General features: G+C 33.4%; 17 protein-coding genes and 1 pseudogene. 10 read left to right on the top strand and 8 right to left on the bottom strand.

The genetic code is table 11. The features are described from left to right. The first annotated feature begins 105 nt into the window (after window positions 1–105). Window positions 106–831: a sulfite exporter TauE/SafE family protein gene (locus tag ACNARN_RS01500; protein WP_232806242.1), complete on the top strand. Its 726-nt coding sequence runs from the start codon at window positions 106–108 to the stop codon at window positions 829–831. Between the two features lie 124 nt (window positions 832–955). After that, window positions 956–1555, top strand: coding sequence for a sugar O-acetyltransferase (locus ACNARN_RS01495; RefSeq protein WP_416304048.1), 600 nt, complete (start codon window positions 956–958; stop codon window positions 1553–1555). 53 nt (window positions 1556–1608) lie between these two features. Here the strand turns inward: ACNARN_RS01495 and ACNARN_RS01490 are convergent, their stop codons facing one another. Then, complete coding sequence (locus ACNARN_RS01490) at window positions 1609–2376, bottom strand: GNAT family N-acetyltransferase (protein WP_196532695.1); 768 nt, start codon at window positions 2374–2376, stop codon at window positions 1609–1611. Between the two features lie 9 nt (window positions 2377–2385). Beyond that, on the bottom strand, window positions 2386–2739 hold the full coding sequence (locus ACNARN_RS01485) for a hypothetical protein (RefSeq protein WP_416304047.1): 354 nt from the start codon (window positions 2737–2739) through the stop codon (window positions 2386–2388). Window positions 2740–3272: 533 nt separating this feature from the next. Here ACNARN_RS01485 and leuE point away from each other — a divergent pair. Then, window positions 3273–3920, top strand: coding sequence for a leucine efflux protein LeuE (gene leuE / locus ACNARN_RS01480; protein ID WP_102086710.1), 648 nt, complete (start codon window positions 3273–3275; stop codon window positions 3918–3920). Between the two features lie 72 nt (window positions 3921–3992). Here the strand turns inward: leuE and ACNARN_RS01475 are convergent, their stop codons facing one another. Beyond that, window positions 3993–5015, bottom strand: coding sequence for a methyltransferase (locus tag ACNARN_RS01475; protein ID WP_416304046.1), 1023 nt, complete (start codon window positions 5013–5015; stop codon window positions 3993–3995). Between the two features lie 319 nt (window positions 5016–5334). On the opposite strand from ACNARN_RS01475, the gene ACNARN_RS01470 reads away from it, so the two are divergent. From ACNARN_RS01470 to yqfB, 3 genes are all read left to right on the top strand, one after another. Beyond that, window positions 5335–5943 (top strand): DNA-3-methyladenine glycosylase family protein, encoded by a 609-nt coding sequence (locus ACNARN_RS01470; protein ID WP_102086711.1) that lies wholly within the window; start codon window positions 5335–5337, stop codon window positions 5941–5943. 77 nt (window positions 5944–6020) lie between these two features. Beyond that, a complete protein-coding gene (gene ada, locus ACNARN_RS01465; RefSeq protein WP_416304045.1) occupies window positions 6021–6869 on the top strand; it encodes a bifunctional DNA-binding transcriptional regulator/O6-methylguanine-DNA methyltransferase Ada in 849 nt (282 codons plus the stop codon). A 61-nt stretch (window positions 6870–6930) separates the two neighbouring features. Further along, window positions 6931–7251: a N(4)-acetylcytidine aminohydrolase gene (gene yqfB, locus ACNARN_RS01460; RefSeq protein WP_196532699.1), complete on the top strand. Its 321-nt coding sequence runs from the start codon at window positions 6931–6933 to the stop codon at window positions 7249–7251. Window positions 7252–7310: 59 nt separating this feature from the next. On the opposite strand, the gene ACNARN_RS01455 is transcribed toward yqfB, so the two are convergent. The 3 genes from ACNARN_RS01455 to ACNARN_RS01445 form a co-directional block, all read right to left on the bottom strand. Further along, on the bottom strand, window positions 7311–9059 hold the full coding sequence (locus ACNARN_RS01455) for an ABC-F family ATP-binding cassette domain-containing protein (protein WP_416304044.1): 1749 nt from the start codon (window positions 9057–9059) through the stop codon (window positions 7311–7313). A 380-nt stretch (window positions 9060–9439) separates the two neighbouring features. Then, window positions 9440–10615, bottom strand: a complete 1176-nt coding sequence (locus tag ACNARN_RS01450; protein WP_416304043.1) for an MFS transporter — start codon at window positions 10613–10615, stop codon at window positions 9440–9442. A 139-nt stretch (window positions 10616–10754) separates the two neighbouring features. Continuing rightward, window positions 10755–11186 (bottom strand): helix-turn-helix domain-containing protein, encoded by a 432-nt coding sequence (locus ACNARN_RS01445; protein WP_180949070.1) that lies wholly within the window; start codon window positions 11184–11186, stop codon window positions 10755–10757. 201 nt (window positions 11187–11387) lie between these two features. On the opposite strand from ACNARN_RS01445, the gene ddlA reads away from it, so the two are divergent. Together ddlA and ACNARN_RS01435 are read left to right on the top strand one after the other, a co-directional pair. After that, a complete protein-coding gene (ddlA, locus tag ACNARN_RS01440) occupies window positions 11388–12488 on the top strand; it encodes a D-alanine--D-alanine ligase (RefSeq protein WP_416304042.1) in 1101 nt (366 codons plus the stop codon). 25 nt (window positions 12489–12513) lie between these two features. Then, complete coding sequence (locus tag ACNARN_RS01435; RefSeq protein ID WP_416304041.1) at window positions 12514–12900, top strand: VOC family protein; 387 nt, start codon at window positions 12514–12516, stop codon at window positions 12898–12900. Between the two features lie 56 nt (window positions 12901–12956). On the opposite strand, the pseudogene ACNARN_RS01430 reads toward ACNARN_RS01435, so the two are convergent. Next, window positions 12957–13202: pseudogene (locus ACNARN_RS01430) on the bottom strand (EamA family transporter); the annotation flags it as partial. 212 nt (window positions 13203–13414) lie between these two features. Continuing rightward, complete coding sequence (locus ACNARN_RS01425; protein WP_416304040.1) at window positions 13415–14503, bottom strand: alpha/beta hydrolase family protein; 1089 nt, start codon at window positions 14501–14503, stop codon at window positions 13415–13417. 551 nt (window positions 14504–15054) lie between these two features. Between ACNARN_RS01425 and ACNARN_RS01420 the strand changes: the two genes are divergently transcribed. Beyond that, window positions 15055–15432: a lysozyme inhibitor LprI family protein gene (locus tag ACNARN_RS01420; RefSeq protein WP_102086720.1), complete on the top strand. Its 378-nt coding sequence runs from the start codon at window positions 15055–15057 to the stop codon at window positions 15430–15432. A gap of 208 nt (window positions 15433–15640) precedes the next feature. Continuing rightward, window positions 15641–16174, top strand: coding sequence for a carbapenem self-resistance protein CarG family protein (locus ACNARN_RS01415; RefSeq protein ID WP_416303883.1), 534 nt, complete (start codon window positions 15641–15643; stop codon window positions 16172–16174). The last annotated feature ends 116 nt before the right edge of the window (window positions 16175–16290 follow it).

Here is a 16290-nt window from a genome sequence, read left to right as displayed (position 1 = left end):
GCTTTCTGATTAAAACTCACAATACCGTGACATTTTATCACAGGTAAAAATAAAGAAGACGGGTATGATACAACGTCTTTAACTTATTGAACTTAAAGGATGATAATGAGTTTTATCGCGGTTATTTTATTGGCAGTATTGTCTGGTGTAATCAGTGGCGTTGTAGGAACGGGCTCTTCTATTTTATTAATTCCCGCTTTGACTTATGTATTTGGTGCTAAGGAAGCCGTACCGATTATGGCATTAGCGTCAGTGATGGGAAATTTATCACGTATTTATTTATGGCGTCACAGTATTCGCTTTAAACCACTATTTTATTATCTATTACCCAGTATTCCAGCCGTTATTCTTGGTGCTAATACATTATGGATAATGTCTGAAAAATGGCTAAATATTGGTATGGGAATATTTTTTATATTGATGATCCCCGTGATCCACTTATTACGCAAACATCAAATCAAAATGAAAACTTACCAAGTTATTATTGCGGGTGCAGTTATCGGCTATTTAACAGGGATTGTGTTTTCTACAGGACCATTAACTATTCCAATATTCTCTGCATATGGTCTGACATTAGGGCCATTACTTGCAACTGAAGCAGCTGCCTCATTTGTTATTTATCTCACTAAAGCCCTGACATTTAGCCAACTAGGTGCAGTTAATAGCTTTATCTTTATTAGTGGAGTGTTAGTAGGTTGTGGCTTAACCGTAGGAAATTACTTTGGTAAAAAACTGGTATTAAAACTGACACCAAAACTTTTTCAATGGCTATTAGATGCCATGCTAATTTTTGCTGGTGGCTCACTGCTATTTAATGGCATTTATTCTTAATAAAATGTAAGCCGCACTTAATGGACTTAAAAAACACCGCTAATTTAAGTCAATTAACGCTAGAATAAGAAAATCAATATTGACGTTTATCTAAACTGTTTTATTTCAAATTCGGAGTATCACAATGACAGAATACGAAAAAATGGTATCAGGTCATCTTTATCATGCTAGTAAAGATGATAGTTTAGAACCACTTAGAGTAAAAGCGCGTGAAATTATTTATGATTTTAATATGACGCGTCCTTCTGACGTTGAAAAGAGAAAGACATATTTAAAACAACTTTTAGGAAAAACGGCCAATAATTTTACTATTGAGCCACCATTTCATTGTGACTATGGTCAGTTAATTGAAATTGGTGAATCATTTTACGCTAATTTTAATCTAACGATATTAGATTGTGCTCCAGTAAAAATTGGACACAATGTGATGTGTGCGCCAAATGTCAGTATTTTAACTGCAACTCATCCGATTGATCCTGAAATACGCAACAGTGAATTAGAATATGCATTACCGATTACTATCGGTAATTCAGTATGGTTAGGTGCAGGGTGTATTATCTTACCTGGTGTGACTATTGGTGATAATTGCGTTATAGGTGCCGGCAGTGTAGTCACAAAATCTATTCCAGCTAATTGCGTTGCTGTTGGAAATCCTTGTCGAGTGATAAGACAAATTAGCGATAAAGATAAACAAGATGCTGAGAAAAAGCTTAGTCTTTATTAATATTTAAAAAATAGGCTCAACAAACATGATTGAGCCTATTCATATAGCTGCTTTTATTCTTTAATAAAACTAAGATAGTTAAAGAGCGATTTAAAACCAAACTTACGGTATAGCGCTAAACCATCTGCTGATGCATCTAAGAAGCAACGTTCAACGCCTTGCTCACGGCAAAACTCTAAAACATGCTTAATCAAATGTGTCGCATAACCATTACCTTGATAGGCAATATCTGTCCCAATATCATCAAAACGCGCTAATTTATCGTGTATTGTTAACGTTAATGAAGAGACTGGCTGACCATCAACTAATAACGCGTAATGGAAAATAGCTGCGCCATTATCTAATGCTTTCTGATGATAGCGAATATATTCATTAACAATCGTATCATCACTATCATCTCCTACTGGAAACGCCGTTTTTAATGGGTGTGCCCACTGTTCAAGGTTGTGATTGGTTAAAATGATATCACAAGGATTATTTCTATAAGATGGAAATACCGCTTCCGATAATGTTAAATACATTGCGGTTGTCATACCATCACCGGTATAACCTGCATTTTTTATTATTTCTTCAAACTCAGGCAACAATGACTCGGGTAATACCAAAATATGATTTTTTTTCTGCGAAGTAAAAAGGGTGCTGGCTTGCTGGAATGAACTTTCTGTTGCGCCTTGGCGCAAATAAATAAAGTTAAAAATGGCAGCATCCATTGGTGTCATAAAGCAGTGAGTATGATCACCAATACGAATATTATTTTCACAAATTTCTGACCAAAAGGCTTTTTCTACTATTTTAAATTCTTTATACAGTTGTGCATCCATAATGGTTCTCTAGCTGAATCGTGATACGCGATAAGGCGTTAATAGAGGTTCCGCTTTTTCGTAAATAAGTTCTTGTGCAACTAATTCACATAACAAAGGTGACAGTGTCACGGCGGCGTGCATAGTAACAAGATATAATCTCTGATAAGGAGATATTTCTCCAATAATTGGCATTTCATCTTTAGGCATAGGCCTTTCACCGACAGCAACCTGTTTTATTGTTAGTTTACCTGTTTGTGTAAAATTATCATAAAAAGTCGCTTGTGCTTGGCATGCAATACGCTCAGGGTGATGTACATCACTATTATCAATGTAATCTTCAGCTGCAATAGTCTCATTTTGAGCAAAATGGCGTAACTCCATCTTTGGTGTGAAGATAAATGCAAGATAAAGGTAAAAATGAAAAACAACTTAGAGTAATGGTTTTGGTAAATATAATCTTTTTTATTCCCTCGCTTTTCGTGCTAATTAACTCACCGAATATCAATAAAAACACTTATTTTTCATAAAATTAATGAGTAAGGCTGTTTTAATGTTAAAAATAAAATATCGCCTAAGATCACAAAAAGAATAATGCACCATAACATAAAACAAACAATAGGGTATTGCATCTGAATTTAATTCACTATGCAGTTTATAATTCCATACATGTGACTTTAATTAGACACTAAGTCTGTATAAATTTTAATTTCAGCATCATACTATAACACACATTTAAATTGGTTTTTTAATCCAAAATTAATTGTAAAAAAAGACTTATAAACTGCTTTTTACACAAAAAGGCAGAGTAACTGACTTATCTTTAGATGGTATAAAGATTATTGTTTTACAAAAAAAATATTGTAGATATGATAGCTCACATATTCAGCATGTTATTTTTTTAAAAAAGGCGTCGTATGTTAGAAAGTATCGGTATTTCAAATATTTGGACATACCTTTTAGGCGTTATTTTTATTACTTTAGTACCAGGTCCAAACTCGATTTTCGTCCTTACTTCCAGTGCGAAGCATGGCGTAAAAGGGGGGTATAAAGCCGCTCTTGGTGTTTTTACGGGTGATGCATTATTAATCTTTTTGGCATTTTTGGGGGTTGCTTCATTAGTCAAGACTTCACCCGTCTTCTTTATTGTCATTAAATATGCTGGTGCACTTTATTTAACCTATTTAGGGTTAAAAACGTTATATGCAACGTTCCAAAAGAAAAAAGAGACGCCAGAGCAAGTGTCTGAAGTAACTGTAAAAACAAAAGATGGTCTTTATGTTAAGGCGTTATTTTTGAGTATGCTTAACCCAAAAATGATCATTTTTTATGTTTCTTTCTTTATTCAGTTTATCGATCCTAAGTATGAAAATGCGGGTGTTCCATTCTTTGTATTAGGTGCGATTTTAGAAACATGCAGTATGCTTTATTTATCAGTTCTTATATTTGGCGGTGTTGCTATTACTAATAAAGTAAAACATAACAAACGGTTAGCTTCATTATCAAATAGTTGTATTGGTGCAGTGTTCTTACTTTTTGGTGCCAAGCTGGCGTTAACTGCATAATCTTTTTTTAACTTAAAAAGCCACTTTTGAAAGTGGCTTTTTTTGCTACAAATAAATGGCTATTCCAATAGATTATTTAATAACAACTTCTAGTATTGAGTTATATGTTCCTGTTTTAATCACTTTATTGATTTTCAAATCTGCTTGATCTAGTAAAGCAATAAATTCATCTTCTGTACGTTCACCTGATTCAGGAAATGCAGACATGCATAGAAGATCCATATATTTAGCCATATCAGGTACATTCTTTTTAAAAATAACCGGTTCAATAATAAGTATTTTTGAATTAGGCTTCATTGCGTTACGGAAGTTTTTAAAAAATTTAATGACGCTTTCATCATCCCAATCATGAATAATATATTTTATTAAATAAATATCAGATTCTGGATACTCTCCAAATAAATCACCTGATATTAATTTCCAGCGACTATCGTCATTTAATTCAGTCAATAACGTTCTTTCCAACACATGTGGCCTATCAAATAATTGTCCCTTCAGAGTCGGATTTTCTTTTAATACGCTTAATAACAGCCCACCCAATCCGCCAGCAATATCTGTGATAGTTATATCTTCAGGAAATTCGTAATGCTTAATAATAAAATAATTTTCTATCTTTGAAAGTGAGTTCATACCTGCTTGAAAATCATGATCATCTCTTACATTATCTTGCCAATATTGATAAAAAGGCATGCCATATAAGTTTTCAAAAGCGGGGTTGCCCTGAACTGACTCAATAACATCACCTACTGGGCGCCATAGCGTTTCATTTGTTAACATTAATACGGCATCACGCAAGCTATATTCATGGTCGCTTAATAAAAAGTATCCCGCAGGAGCAAGAGAATAGCGAGATCCTTCTGACTCAGAGAATATACCTTCAGAAGCTAACATTCTTAATATTCTATTTAAAACAACAGGGATGGAGTTTGTTTTTTCTGCAAGTTCATTAATATTCTTAGAACCTTCTTTTAATAAATCTGCGATATTTAATTTAGCAGCAACTCTTAATGCGGCAGGAATAGTAAAGCTCATTGCTTTTTTCATTACTGCCAGCGCATCAGCTTTGTTTTGTAAATTGAGTGCATAATTTTTCATATTAAATCCTGAAATTACAGAATAACTAAGAATTGACCTAAGTAAAAATTCAAAAAATCAAATAAAGTATAGACGGTAATTTAAATTTTATATTTTTTTATAACTTTTAATATGAAACTATAGTTTTTAAATGTGATGATATTTTTGATTGACTAACTTCTTCTAAAAAAACAATTAAACTCTTTTGCCAAATATTATCTTCTTTGCCTACGATAAAAGGTAGAAGGTTCAATTCAAAAAAAAGCAAGAAATAGAGTGCGTAATACACTTATCTTCACGTTATACTGACATAAATATTTTATTTAAATTAAGTTAAATTATGCACTTTCAGTATGGCGAAACAGAGATAAACACATTAAAAAAACGTGATAAGCGCTTAGCCAAACTCATTGAAAGAATAGGAGAAATTAAACGTCCATTAACACCTGATTTATTTACAGCATTAGTTAAAAACATTATTGAACAACAAATTTCGGTTTCTGCTGCCATAACCGTTAATCAGCGGTTACTCAATTTATGTGACGGTATTTACACACCAGAACGTATCGCAAAATTATCAGAACAAGAGATACAACAGTGTGGAATGACTATGCGCAAAGCTAGTTATATTATCGGTATTGCTGACGCCGTTATTTCAGAAAGATTAGATTTAAATAAAATTCCTGAGATGACAGATAAAGAGGTTATCGATACTTTAATTCAACTAAAAGGTATAGGGGTTTGGACTGCAGAAATGCTATTAATTTCTTCGCTTAATCGGCCAGATATTTTAAGTTGGGGAGACTTGGCTATTCAACGTGGAATTATGCGTCTATATCGCCATAAAACATTAGATAAAGTACGCTTCGAACGTTACCGAAAACGCTATTCACCTTATGGCTCCACGGCATCGCTTTATCTATGGGCATTATCTAAAGAATCAGAGTGATTGAGCAATAAACGGAGTTCTTTATTCATTATGTTTGTCAATAATAGCCATAATCCCGCATTTAAAGGACTACCATAATGGAAAGTAAACATAATCAACTTATTGAGCGAGCCTGCCGTTTTATTGAAGAAAATAACGGTGACGTGTCGCTTATCTGTATTGCAGAGCATGTTATGGCAAGCCCATATCATTTCCATCGCTTATTTAAATCAACGATGGGGATCACACCAAAAGATTATGCTAATGCTTATCGTCAAAAATTAATAAAAAAAGCGTTAGTTCAAGATGGCAGTATTACAGATGCGATTTATCAATCAGGCTTCAATGCGAATAGCCGTTTCTATGAAAATGCAACAGCGATATTAGGAATGACGCCAACAAATTGGCGTACAGGTGGTAAGAATATTGCTATCTTTTTTGCTATCGCTCAGTGCTCTTTGGGAAGTATCCTTGTGGCGCAAAGTGAAAAGGGGATTTGTGCCATTATGTTGGGGGATGATGCAGAGCTGTTATTAGAAGATTTGCAAAAACAATTCCCTCATGCTGAATTAATTGGTGCCAATGAAGAGTTTGAGCAAGTCATTGCACAAGTCATCGGTTTTATTGAATTACCCAAACAACCCTTATCTTTACCTCTTGATATCCAAGGTACGGTATTTCAGCAAAAAGTTTGGCAGGCATTATTAGATATCCCTTTTGGTAGCACGATGACTTACCAAGAAATCGCCGACAAAATTGGAGCACCTAAGGCATATCGCGCTGTCGCTAATGCTTGTGCAGCTAATAAGCTAGCAGTTGCTATTCCATGTCATCGTGTTATTCGACAAAATGGTGAATTTTCTGGTTATCGTTGGGGCATTGAACGTAAGGCTAAGTTGCTTCAGACGGAGGCTTTAAATAATACCCTTGCGGGTAAAAAAGAATAAAAAGTAGTTATTGCATGATAAGATAATCAGTAATTTATCAATAAATTTATGAGTCAATATTATGTCGGCAATACCAACAGAAATTACTTTTTTTGAACGTTTGATCCCTTCCATTCTTGAAGAAAAAAAAGTGATTACTATCAGAGATGAAAGTGAAAGTAATTACAAACCAGGAAGCATTGTTGAATTATTTGCTAATGAACATCGTACTCATTATGGAAAATTGAAAATCATAGCGGTATCTCCTTTACGTTATGATGATATCAATGAGTATCACGCACAACAGGAAGGCATGACACTTCCAGTGTTGAAAGCGCTTATCAAAGATATTTATCCGACAACGAAATCTTTATATCTTATTGAATATCAATTAGTAAAATAAGAATAAATAAAAAAGGATCACAGCGTGATCCTTTTTGCTTAAACAAAATCTTATCTATCTTAAATCAAATTAAGTGCTTGCTTTAGCTGGTTAATCTCTAATTTCCATTGTGCTTGCAAAGCAGGTTTTTGATGGTTAATTTTACGTGCTAAATCGGCCTCTAATTTTTCTTCTAGCTCAATTAACTTAAAGAGTTTTTCATCATCATCATGATGTGAAACTAATGGAACTGATGAGATATTCTGCAAATTATTGAGTTTATCCACTAGCAGAGTTTCTGGCATTTTTTCTTCAGCAATAAGCTGATAAATCGCTTCAATATCATGATGTTCTGTTAAAACACCATTATGAATATACCAAAAACGATTACAGCTATTTTCAATCAATTCCCTATCATGGCTAACTAATAAAACACCACCGGGAAATTGACTAATTTGTTCAGATAATGCCTTTTTGCCTTCCATATCAATATGGTTTGTTGGCTCATCCAACATTAATAAAGAATAGTTTGCTAAACTCAGGCCAACAAACAATAAACGCGCTCGTTCACCACCACTTAATGTACTCACTTTCTGCCCGTGGCGCGTATAAACAAAGCCAGCACTAATAAGCGCCATTTTTCTCTGTTCATCCGTTAATGGTGCAAAAGGTTTTAATGCATCAGAAAGGGTATCATTATCAACTAATTGAGCAATTTTTTGATCGTAATAACCCAATTCAACTCGGGGATGCAGCTTTATTGCATTTTGTTCATTTATCTCAACTAAACTAAGTGACCAAATCATTTTTAATAATGATGATTTACCTGTTCCATTAGCCCCAATTATTGCTACTCGATCACCACTTTTTATACGCTGATTTTCAACAGTATATAAAACGGGTGTATTTTCAGCAGGAATAACAGCAAGTTGATTTAATTCGCAGAGCCTATCAGCACGTAATGCCGTACCAGAAAACTGTAATACCCATTGATTTCCAGACGTCACTTCAGTTTGCTCATCTTTTAAACGAACAATATGCTTTTCCATCTGTTTAGCTTTACGAGATAAATTCTCGTTATCATAAACGTGCCCCCATATTGCGAGTTGTTTCGCACTTTGGGCTATTCTATCTATCTCTTTTTGTTGTGCATCATAGCGATGTTGTGCACTGATATCTTGCTCTTCTTGTGCAACTCGAGCTTGAGAGCAGGGTAACCGAAATATAGATAGCGATTTATCACGAATAATCCATGTGCAATTCGTTACGTTGTCTAATAACGTATTATCATGTGAAACTAGAATGAAGCTACCACGCCACTGTTTTAAAAATGTTTCCAACCATAAAATAGTGGGTAAATCGAGGTGGTTACTTGGTTCATCAAGTAATAATAAATCAGGCTCAATAATTAACGCTCTCGCTAATAATAAACGAGTGTGTTGACCACCACTTAATTGCAAAACAAGGAGATCTTTTTCGTGAAGTTTAAATCCCATTTCACTTAGCAATAATTCAGCTCGCCAGCCTTCAGATGATCTGTATTCTTCAGGTAATTTATGAAGTACAGCATCCATTAAAGTCATTGACTGTAATTCAGTGGGTAAGTGTTGTTCTATATACGCCATAACCGTTTGATTAGCGACAGAAATAACACCCGAACTTGGTGATAATTGATGTGAAAGTAATTTTAATAAAGTACTTTTCCCACAACCGTTATAACCAATTAAACCAATCTTCTCACCTTTAATCAGTGCTAAAGAAATATCGTTTAATAATAAACCGTGATTATTATGGAAAGACAGATTTTGTGTAGATAATAATGTGCTCATAGCTTACTCATTCTTTAGGCGTAAAAACGCCTTGGGCAATATCAAGCGATAACCCTGTAAGCTGAGGAGAGGTAATAGTTAACGTCGCTCAGGCAGGTTAACGCAGTAAATTACTGTGAAAGCCTGAGCTGTGGCGATTACCAAAGAAGTGTGAGTATTCAATAAGATCACACAAAAACATAATTAGCCTCCTTCTCTAAGTTTAAAAGTTAATCGGTAGTGTGATTCTATCAAGATAGAGTTACAACATACAATCTTATAAAAGAGGTAAAAGGTGTCATTTTGTGTGAAAACCCGCTATTTAAGCGGGTTTAAGATAATTATGAATAAATAAAGGATCGTTTTATCTACTCTAATTTTCAGGTTTTAACATGGTTGTTCTATTGTGTTGTAACAGGTAAGTACTTTCGTAGTTTTATCGCAATCAATAAAATAATGACGCTAATGACAATACTGATGATATTCGTATTTTGCCAACCGATGAGATAAAAGGCGACACCTCCCGTAATGCTTCCAACTGCACCAAAGAAGAAAATCAGAAAATCATTAGTTCCTTGTACTTTTGCTCGCTCATGAGGTAGGTAAGTATTGGATAATAAATGTGTTGAACTAATCAAATTTAGATTCCACGAAATTCCAACAAGAACAAAGCTGATAAAATAGTGATAAAAACTTATTCCCGTTAAATTAATCACTAATGCGATGATAAGTAAAATAATTGCAGAGAAAAAGAATTTCTTTACACCAAATCGATGGATCAGTTGACCTGTAATAAATGAAGGCGCAAACATTCCCAAAATATGGCATTGAAATACAAAAGCAATGGTGGCAAATTCAAATCCATTTTGCTTCATAGATAGCGGGATCGCAGCCATCATATAAACTAAAATACCATAACCACATGCACTTACTATTGTGACTAGAAATAACAGTGGCTGGCGATAAAGTTGCAAATAACTTCTGGATTTTTCCTTATGTGTTGCTACTGATTTAACTACTTTTTTTAATGGAATTTTCCACAACAGAATAAACGCTAAAATATAAATAACCGTAAGTGAAAGGAAAGGACCAATAAAAGGATAATTAGCAAAAAATTGACGAGTAACAACCGCTAAGGTAGGGCCAATAATAGCAGCAATAATACCGCCACTCATGACTAATCCAATCGCTTTTGCGTGCATATTAGGGGGTGTTTCTTCAATAGCCGCAAATCGATATTGTTGTGCTGTACCAATCGCAACACCCGTAAATAATGTGCCTACCGAAAATAAAATTAAATTTTGATAATATATTCCAGCAATAGCAAATAAAGCACCAATTAAACCGGCAAGATTACCAATAATAAAGCCCGCTTTACGTGAATATTTCATCATAAAGTAGGCCATAGGAATGGTGGCTGAAATAATACCAATATATTGGCTTAATAATGGAACTGTTGAATAAATAGGATCTTTAGCAAGTTGTTCACCAATAACAACGGCGACAGAAAGGACTAATGCATTGCCTGTAATAAAAAGTGCTAAAGAAAATGCCAACCACCAAACTGATTTAGGCATAAAAGGTCTCCACTGATACAAATAAAGAAAGAATTTGTATCATACAACTTGAAGTTAACTTCAAGTCAATAGAAAGGCAGTTTGATCAAAGTTGTTTTTAATATATTGTTTTTATTATTAAAAATGAAAATTGTGTCGATTATTCAAGCAGTCGTTTCTTATTCTTTTCTAAACTTAATGCGAGATCATCTTGAAAATGCTTGCACTGAAAGTGATTCTTTTCAGGACAAAATAAAATATGCTCTAATCCATCTCGTAACTGAATTAATTCACTAATTTTAATATCAATTTCTTCAATTTTTGAGCGCACCATATTTCTATCAATTTCAGGTACTTTTTGATTAAGACTCAGTTGGGCTATTTCATCTAAAGAAAAATGAGCTTGTTGTGCCAAAGAGATTAACGCTAAACGAGTCAGAACATCTCTATGATATACGCGCTTAAGTCCTTTGCGACCTATCGAATGAATAAGCCCTTTTTTCTCATAATAACGGATCGCGGAAGAGGCGAGTCCCGTTGCTTTTGCAACTTCAGTAATATCCATCTCAATCGGTTGTTTTATATCAGTCATGGCATTACTCTTTTTCTATAGCATGGTCATCGTTAGAGAAACTCTATAACTTGAAATAGTGATGTTTTAACACTCTAAATCATAGAATTTCATCATTTTATCGTAATTTTTCGCAGATAAGAACTATCCACCTACATTGGGAGTTTTTATCATGATATATTGCTACCTATTCGCTATAGCTGTCCTATAAAAGGTTAGAAAATGAGTAAATTAAGAGTCGCTATTATTTTTGGTGGTAAATCCACAGAACATCAAGTTTCATTACAGTCAGCAAAAAACATTATTAATGAATTAGATCGAACGAAATTCGACCTTTGCTTAATCGGTATTAATGAACAAGGTCAGTGGCATGAATATTCAGAAACTGATTATTTACTAAATAGCGATAATCCTAAAACTATTTCATTAAGCAAACCTTTAAGAGCGGTTGCTATTATTCCTGGTAGTGTAAAAAAACAATTTATTTCACTTGAAGATGGCCAGGCATTACCTCAAATTGATGTTGTATTCCCAATTGTCCATGGTGCGTACGGTGAAGATGGAACACTCCAAGGCTTATTACACATGATTGATATGCCTTATGTAGGACCAAATATCATGAGTTCAGCTGCTTGTATGGACAAAGATATTACTAAACGCCTACTTGATGGTGCCGGATTAGCGGTTGCGCCATTTATTACTATTATGGCGCATCAAATTAATGATATTCCTTACAACGAAATGGTTCGTCAATTAGGACTTCCTTTATTTATTAAGCCTGCAAACCTAGGTTCTTCTGTAGGAATTAGCAAAGTTAATAATGAAGAAGAATTCAACGCTGCATTAGCAATGGCTTTTGAATACGATCTTAAAGTGATTGTTGAAAGTGCTATTGTAGGTCGTGAAATAGAGTGTGCTGTTTTAGGTAATGAGGATCCAGAAGTTAGCCCTTGTGGTGAAATCGTATTAAACGATGCTTTCTATGCCTATAATACAAAATATATCGATGAAGACGGTGCTAGAGTCGTTGTCCCTGCGGTAATGGAAGAAAATACGAGTGTGAATATTCGCCAAGTTGCATTAAAAGCATACCGTGTTCTTAATTGCTTAGGTATGGCTCGTGTAGATGTGTTCTTAACTCAAGATAATCGTGTTGTGATCAATGAAATAAACACACTACCTGGTTTTACCAATATTAGTATGTATCCAAAATTATGGCAGAGTGCAGGTTTAGGCTATCAATCATTAATTACTAAATTAATTGAGTTAGCACTAGATCACCATAGAAAAACGGCTGTTTTAAAAACGAAGTGTGAACTTTAATTGATGTATAAAAAGTGAGAGCTTGATGAAAATTACACACCTTGATCATTTGGTATTAACGGTTGCTGATATTCAGATGACCTGTGATTTTTATCACCGCGTATTAGGCTTTAACGTTATTACGTTTAAAGAAGGACGCAAAGCACTCACTTTTGGTTCTCAAAAAATAAATCTTCATCAATTAGGAAAGGAATTTCTTCCCAAAGCAGCAAAACCAACCGCAGGTTCGGCTGATGTGTGTTTTTTAACACAAACACCGTTATCAGAGATTATTGAGCATTTAAATCAGCAAGGTGTAGAGATAGAAGAAGGGCCAGTTCCTAGAACGGGTGCAACTGGCGCTATTATATCGGTTTATTTACGTGATCCTGATAATAACTTGCTTGAAGTTGCCAATTTAATTGAAGAATAAAACACGCTAAATAACCCTATTTAGCGTGTTTTTTAGTTTTTTAAAGCAAGCTTTAATTAAGCATATTTTCTTGAGCCAGCAACACAAAAAATAACACCAATAGTGACTAACAACATCAATAAATTGACAGATTCATGAAGTAATACAGCGGCTAAACCTAAGCCAAAGAATGGTTGTAATAATTGAAGTTGTCCTACTGCCACGATACCACCTTGTGATAATCCTTTGTACCAAAATATAAAGCCAATCAACATACTAAAAAGCGAGACATAGCCTAAGCCTACCCATGCTGAAACACTAATATTACAAATATCTGTTGCAACCGCTGAACCTTATGCCACAACGACCAATATTCCTCATGCAATTCGTATTGCACTAGCTTCAATTGATATTAATTTATTGCGTGATGCATTAATAAAAATCAGAGAAATCATTGAGTATCAAATTGATTTATAATATATTTTTTACACTTTAACGCCTAAGGAGAAACTCTCATTTAGGCGTTATTTACATTTTATTTTAAATTTGTATTCCTATTTTCACATTTAAAATCAATGTAATCAGAAGATATTGTCGTCTCTTCAGTGATCCACGATGTTAAGTAATTTAAAGCATCTGGGGAATAACTATCTTGACCTTGATAAATGAAAAGCATCTGCTTCCACCAAGGCCATTGATTATCTAACTGGTAATTAAAGAAAGGCGCTTTTAATAAACCATGAGAAGCATTGGGGAATAGGGTGACTGTTTTATCTACATGATTTCCTAATAGTGTTCTATATAAACATGCGTTTTTTGGAGCATCGACATTAAGATCTAACTCACCAAACATAGCCAGTACCCGCCCATTCATGTGCGGTAAATATTGAGATGAATCACTTAAATAGTTTTGAACAACAAAATAGAAACGATCGTCAGACATATCTCCTTGCGCTGAAATATCATGGTTACCATTAATACCAAACACACGATCATTTTGTTGCAGTTGCTCTGAGACTCTTCGAGAAATTTCATTATCATCAATATTGTCGGCTTTTAAACGTACTTGCTGATAATAAACGCCTTGAGCTCGCCAATTCACAGCTCCACCAATAATAACGGAAAAATCAGGTTTAGATTGCGTCGCTGCAATAGGGATAACCCATCCAGCCTGTGAAAATCCTAAATAACCAACTTTAATATCTGTATGAGTAAATTTTTTTTGAATAATTTTTAATGCTATTTGTGCTTCATCTGCTCTATCTTGCATAGATTGAAGCAACCAATTTCCTTGGCTCTCTCCTACACCGGCTTTATCCCATGTATACACACCGATGCCAGAATCCAGCAAGCTATTAATTAATGGCAAATATCCACTATTTGAAAAGCGATCTTGAGCACCATCACCATGAACAAAAATAGCAACTGCTTTTATATTATTCTGATTAGGTAAAATTAATGTTCCAGATAAAGTATCTGTTTTAGAAGTAAAATTAATCGGGGTTATCGCTAAGGCATGATCATCCAATTCAAAATCAGAATACCGGCCACGACTAATGATAATCACAAAAAGAAGTACAATAAATCCTAAATAAAACCAAATTGATTTGAAACATTTTTTCATATCTTGAAAAATCCACTATGGGTGTAGACCCGTGAGTAATATAAATAAATCATTTATGTCTCTATTTCATATAATATGTACCAATTAGACTGGTTAGTCTAATTAATTAAAATGATTTTATTAAAATTTGCTTAAATAGAAACTGGTAAGACGAGTTACTTATTAAAGTAAAATTGATTAAATATTTTCAATAAATGCGATTCAATACAAAAAAACAAACAATAGAATATAACTACTATTTTACTTAGTTTTTTTACAAATGACATTTATTGTTAAAGAAAAAAGATATTGAGTTATCATTTTTTTTAATTTTTATTAAATAGATATTCTCTCTAAACAAAATATCAGTATAATTACTCAATGTTAAATATTGTTGTCTAAATTGGATTATCTAAAATAGAGTATTTTTGCGTTATCTTCACGTAATTGTCATGTAAGAAATATTGCTAAAATGATAAATGGCTTACTTTGTTTTTATCTTTTAAATTAAGTAGTAAAGGAATGAAGTAAATATCTTTAGCGATATTTTTAATCAAAAAACGGACGGTGTGATGAAAAAACTTATCCTATTCGGTGCAATATCTGGCGGTATACTATTTTGGTCTATACATTTACAAGCAGATAATTTTGATTGTCGAAATGCGGCGACTCAAACTGAAATTAATCAATGTGTACATCAAGATTTTCAGCAAAAAGATGAAGAACTTAACCATATTTATCAACAATATTACGCTAAATTAGACGGTGATCGAAAAGATCAGCTTAAACAAGCCCAGTTGGTTTGGATTAATTTTAGAGACCTCTCTTGCCAATATGAAGCTGACTATTATCAAGGTGGCAGTTTAGCACCAATGGTATATAGCAGTTGTTTAAAAGATAAAACAAAAGAAAGAATTAGCGACCTTAAAAATTATATTGCTCTATATTAAAGAAAAATGTTCAATCTAAAAAAAATATAACCACTAAAAATATATTCTTTTTATAATAGTCAAATAAGTATAGTGGTTATCATGAAAATAGTTTATAAATAATATAAATGTAAATTTTGTATTATTTTGAAACATAAAACCCCTTGACTAATCACTGTTACAAAGTAGTCTGATGTGCAAGTAATAAGCAAAAAAAGAAGTGAACTCAATGAAGAATATATTAAAACTTGGGCTAGGATTACTTTTTTTATCGTTGCCATTTGCTTCAACAGCAGTAGATATTAAACTTGAATATGGAGTAAATCTTATCGATTTTAATGGTGATGGTGTTCCTGATGTTGTCGTTAAATCTAGACGAGCATTAAATGATTCAACCTCTGTTGATCTGGCAACGGTTTATATCAAAGGAAGTGATCAAAAGGTTTATATTGTTCCGTCCATATATGCTAATGCTTTGAGTCTTTTTAACAATAAAATTAAAGGTACTGATATCACCATCTCTGATTTCAAATTTATTGAGAAAAAAAATCACGTTGTATTGTTAAGTGCTGAAAAAATAGGAAACAACCTACAAAAAGCCACTCCAATCCGCTTTTCAAGTTATTCTATTTTAGAAAATAAAAAAGGTGATGAAATTCAATTTAAATGGCAATTTAATAGCTATTGTGTAACTGAATCATCTTATCTTAGTGTAGAAGATGCGTATTCTGATAATTGTATAAAAAAAATTATTAATGAATAAATCTACAATTAAATAACAAACACATCATATTATGATGTGTTATTTTTTGTTTTATAAAACAACACATTGTGTAAATATAAATAATATTCCTTTCTTTATATGCATTGGGTACTTGT

This window comes from Proteus sp. TSJ240517, assembly GCF_047921575.1.
Lineage (GTDB): Bacteria > Pseudomonadota > Gammaproteobacteria > Enterobacterales > Enterobacteriaceae > Proteus.
The sequence above is the reverse complement of the archived record's forward strand: the minus strand, read 5'-3'. Positions and strand labels throughout refer to the sequence as shown.

Excerpts from the sequence above, each read along its gene's own strand:
- leuE (WP_102086710.1), top strand. The coding sequence starts at position 3,273 with ATGTTAGAAAGTATCGGTATTTCAAATATTTGGACATACCTTTTAGGC.
- ACNARN_RS01435 (WP_416304041.1), top strand. The coding sequence starts at position 12,514 with ATGAAAATTACACACCTTGATCATTTGGTATTAACGGTTGCTGATATT.
- ada (WP_416304045.1), top strand. The coding sequence starts at position 6,021 with ATGGAAAGTAAACATAATCAACTTATTGAGCGAGCCTGCCGTTTTATT.
- ACNARN_RS01500 (WP_232806242.1), top strand. The coding sequence starts at position 106 with ATGAGTTTTATCGCGGTTATTTTATTGGCAGTATTGTCTGGTGTAATC.
- ACNARN_RS01490 (WP_196532695.1), bottom strand. The coding sequence starts at position 2,376 with ATGGATGCACAACTGTATAAAGAATTTAAAATAGTAGAAAAAGCCTTT.
- ACNARN_RS01485 (WP_416304047.1), bottom strand. The coding sequence starts at position 2,739 with ATGGAGTTACGCCATTTTGCTCAAAATGAGACTATTGCAGCTGAAGAT.
- ACNARN_RS01475 (WP_416304046.1), bottom strand. The coding sequence starts at position 5,015 with ATGAAAAATTATGCACTCAATTTACAAAACAAAGCTGATGCGCTGGCA.
- ACNARN_RS01425 (WP_416304040.1), bottom strand. The coding sequence starts at position 14,503 with ATGAAAAAATGTTTCAAATCAATTTGGTTTTATTTAGGATTTATTGTA.
- ACNARN_RS01415 (WP_416303883.1), top strand. The coding sequence starts at position 15,641 with ATGAAGAATATATTAAAACTTGGGCTAGGATTACTTTTTTTATCGTTG.
- ACNARN_RS01445 (WP_180949070.1), bottom strand. The coding sequence starts at position 11,186 with ATGACTGATATAAAACAACCGATTGAGATGGATATTACTGAAGTTGCA.
- ACNARN_RS01455 (WP_416304044.1), bottom strand. The coding sequence starts at position 9,059 with ATGAGCACATTATTATCTACACAAAATCTGTCTTTCCATAATAATCAC.
- ACNARN_RS01420 (WP_102086720.1), top strand. The coding sequence starts at position 15,055 with ATGAAAAAACTTATCCTATTCGGTGCAATATCTGGCGGTATACTATTT.
- ACNARN_RS01450 (WP_416304043.1), bottom strand. The coding sequence starts at position 10,615 with ATGCCTAAATCAGTTTGGTGGTTGGCATTTTCTTTAGCACTTTTTATT.
- ACNARN_RS01495 (WP_416304048.1), top strand. The coding sequence starts at position 956 with ATGACAGAATACGAAAAAATGGTATCAGGTCATCTTTATCATGCTAGT.
- yqfB (WP_196532699.1), top strand. The coding sequence starts at position 6,931 with ATGTCGGCAATACCAACAGAAATTACTTTTTTTGAACGTTTGATCCCT.
- ddlA (WP_416304042.1), top strand. The coding sequence starts at position 11,388 with ATGAGTAAATTAAGAGTCGCTATTATTTTTGGTGGTAAATCCACAGAA.
- ACNARN_RS01470 (WP_102086711.1), top strand. The coding sequence starts at position 5,335 with ATGCACTTTCAGTATGGCGAAACAGAGATAAACACATTAAAAAAACGT.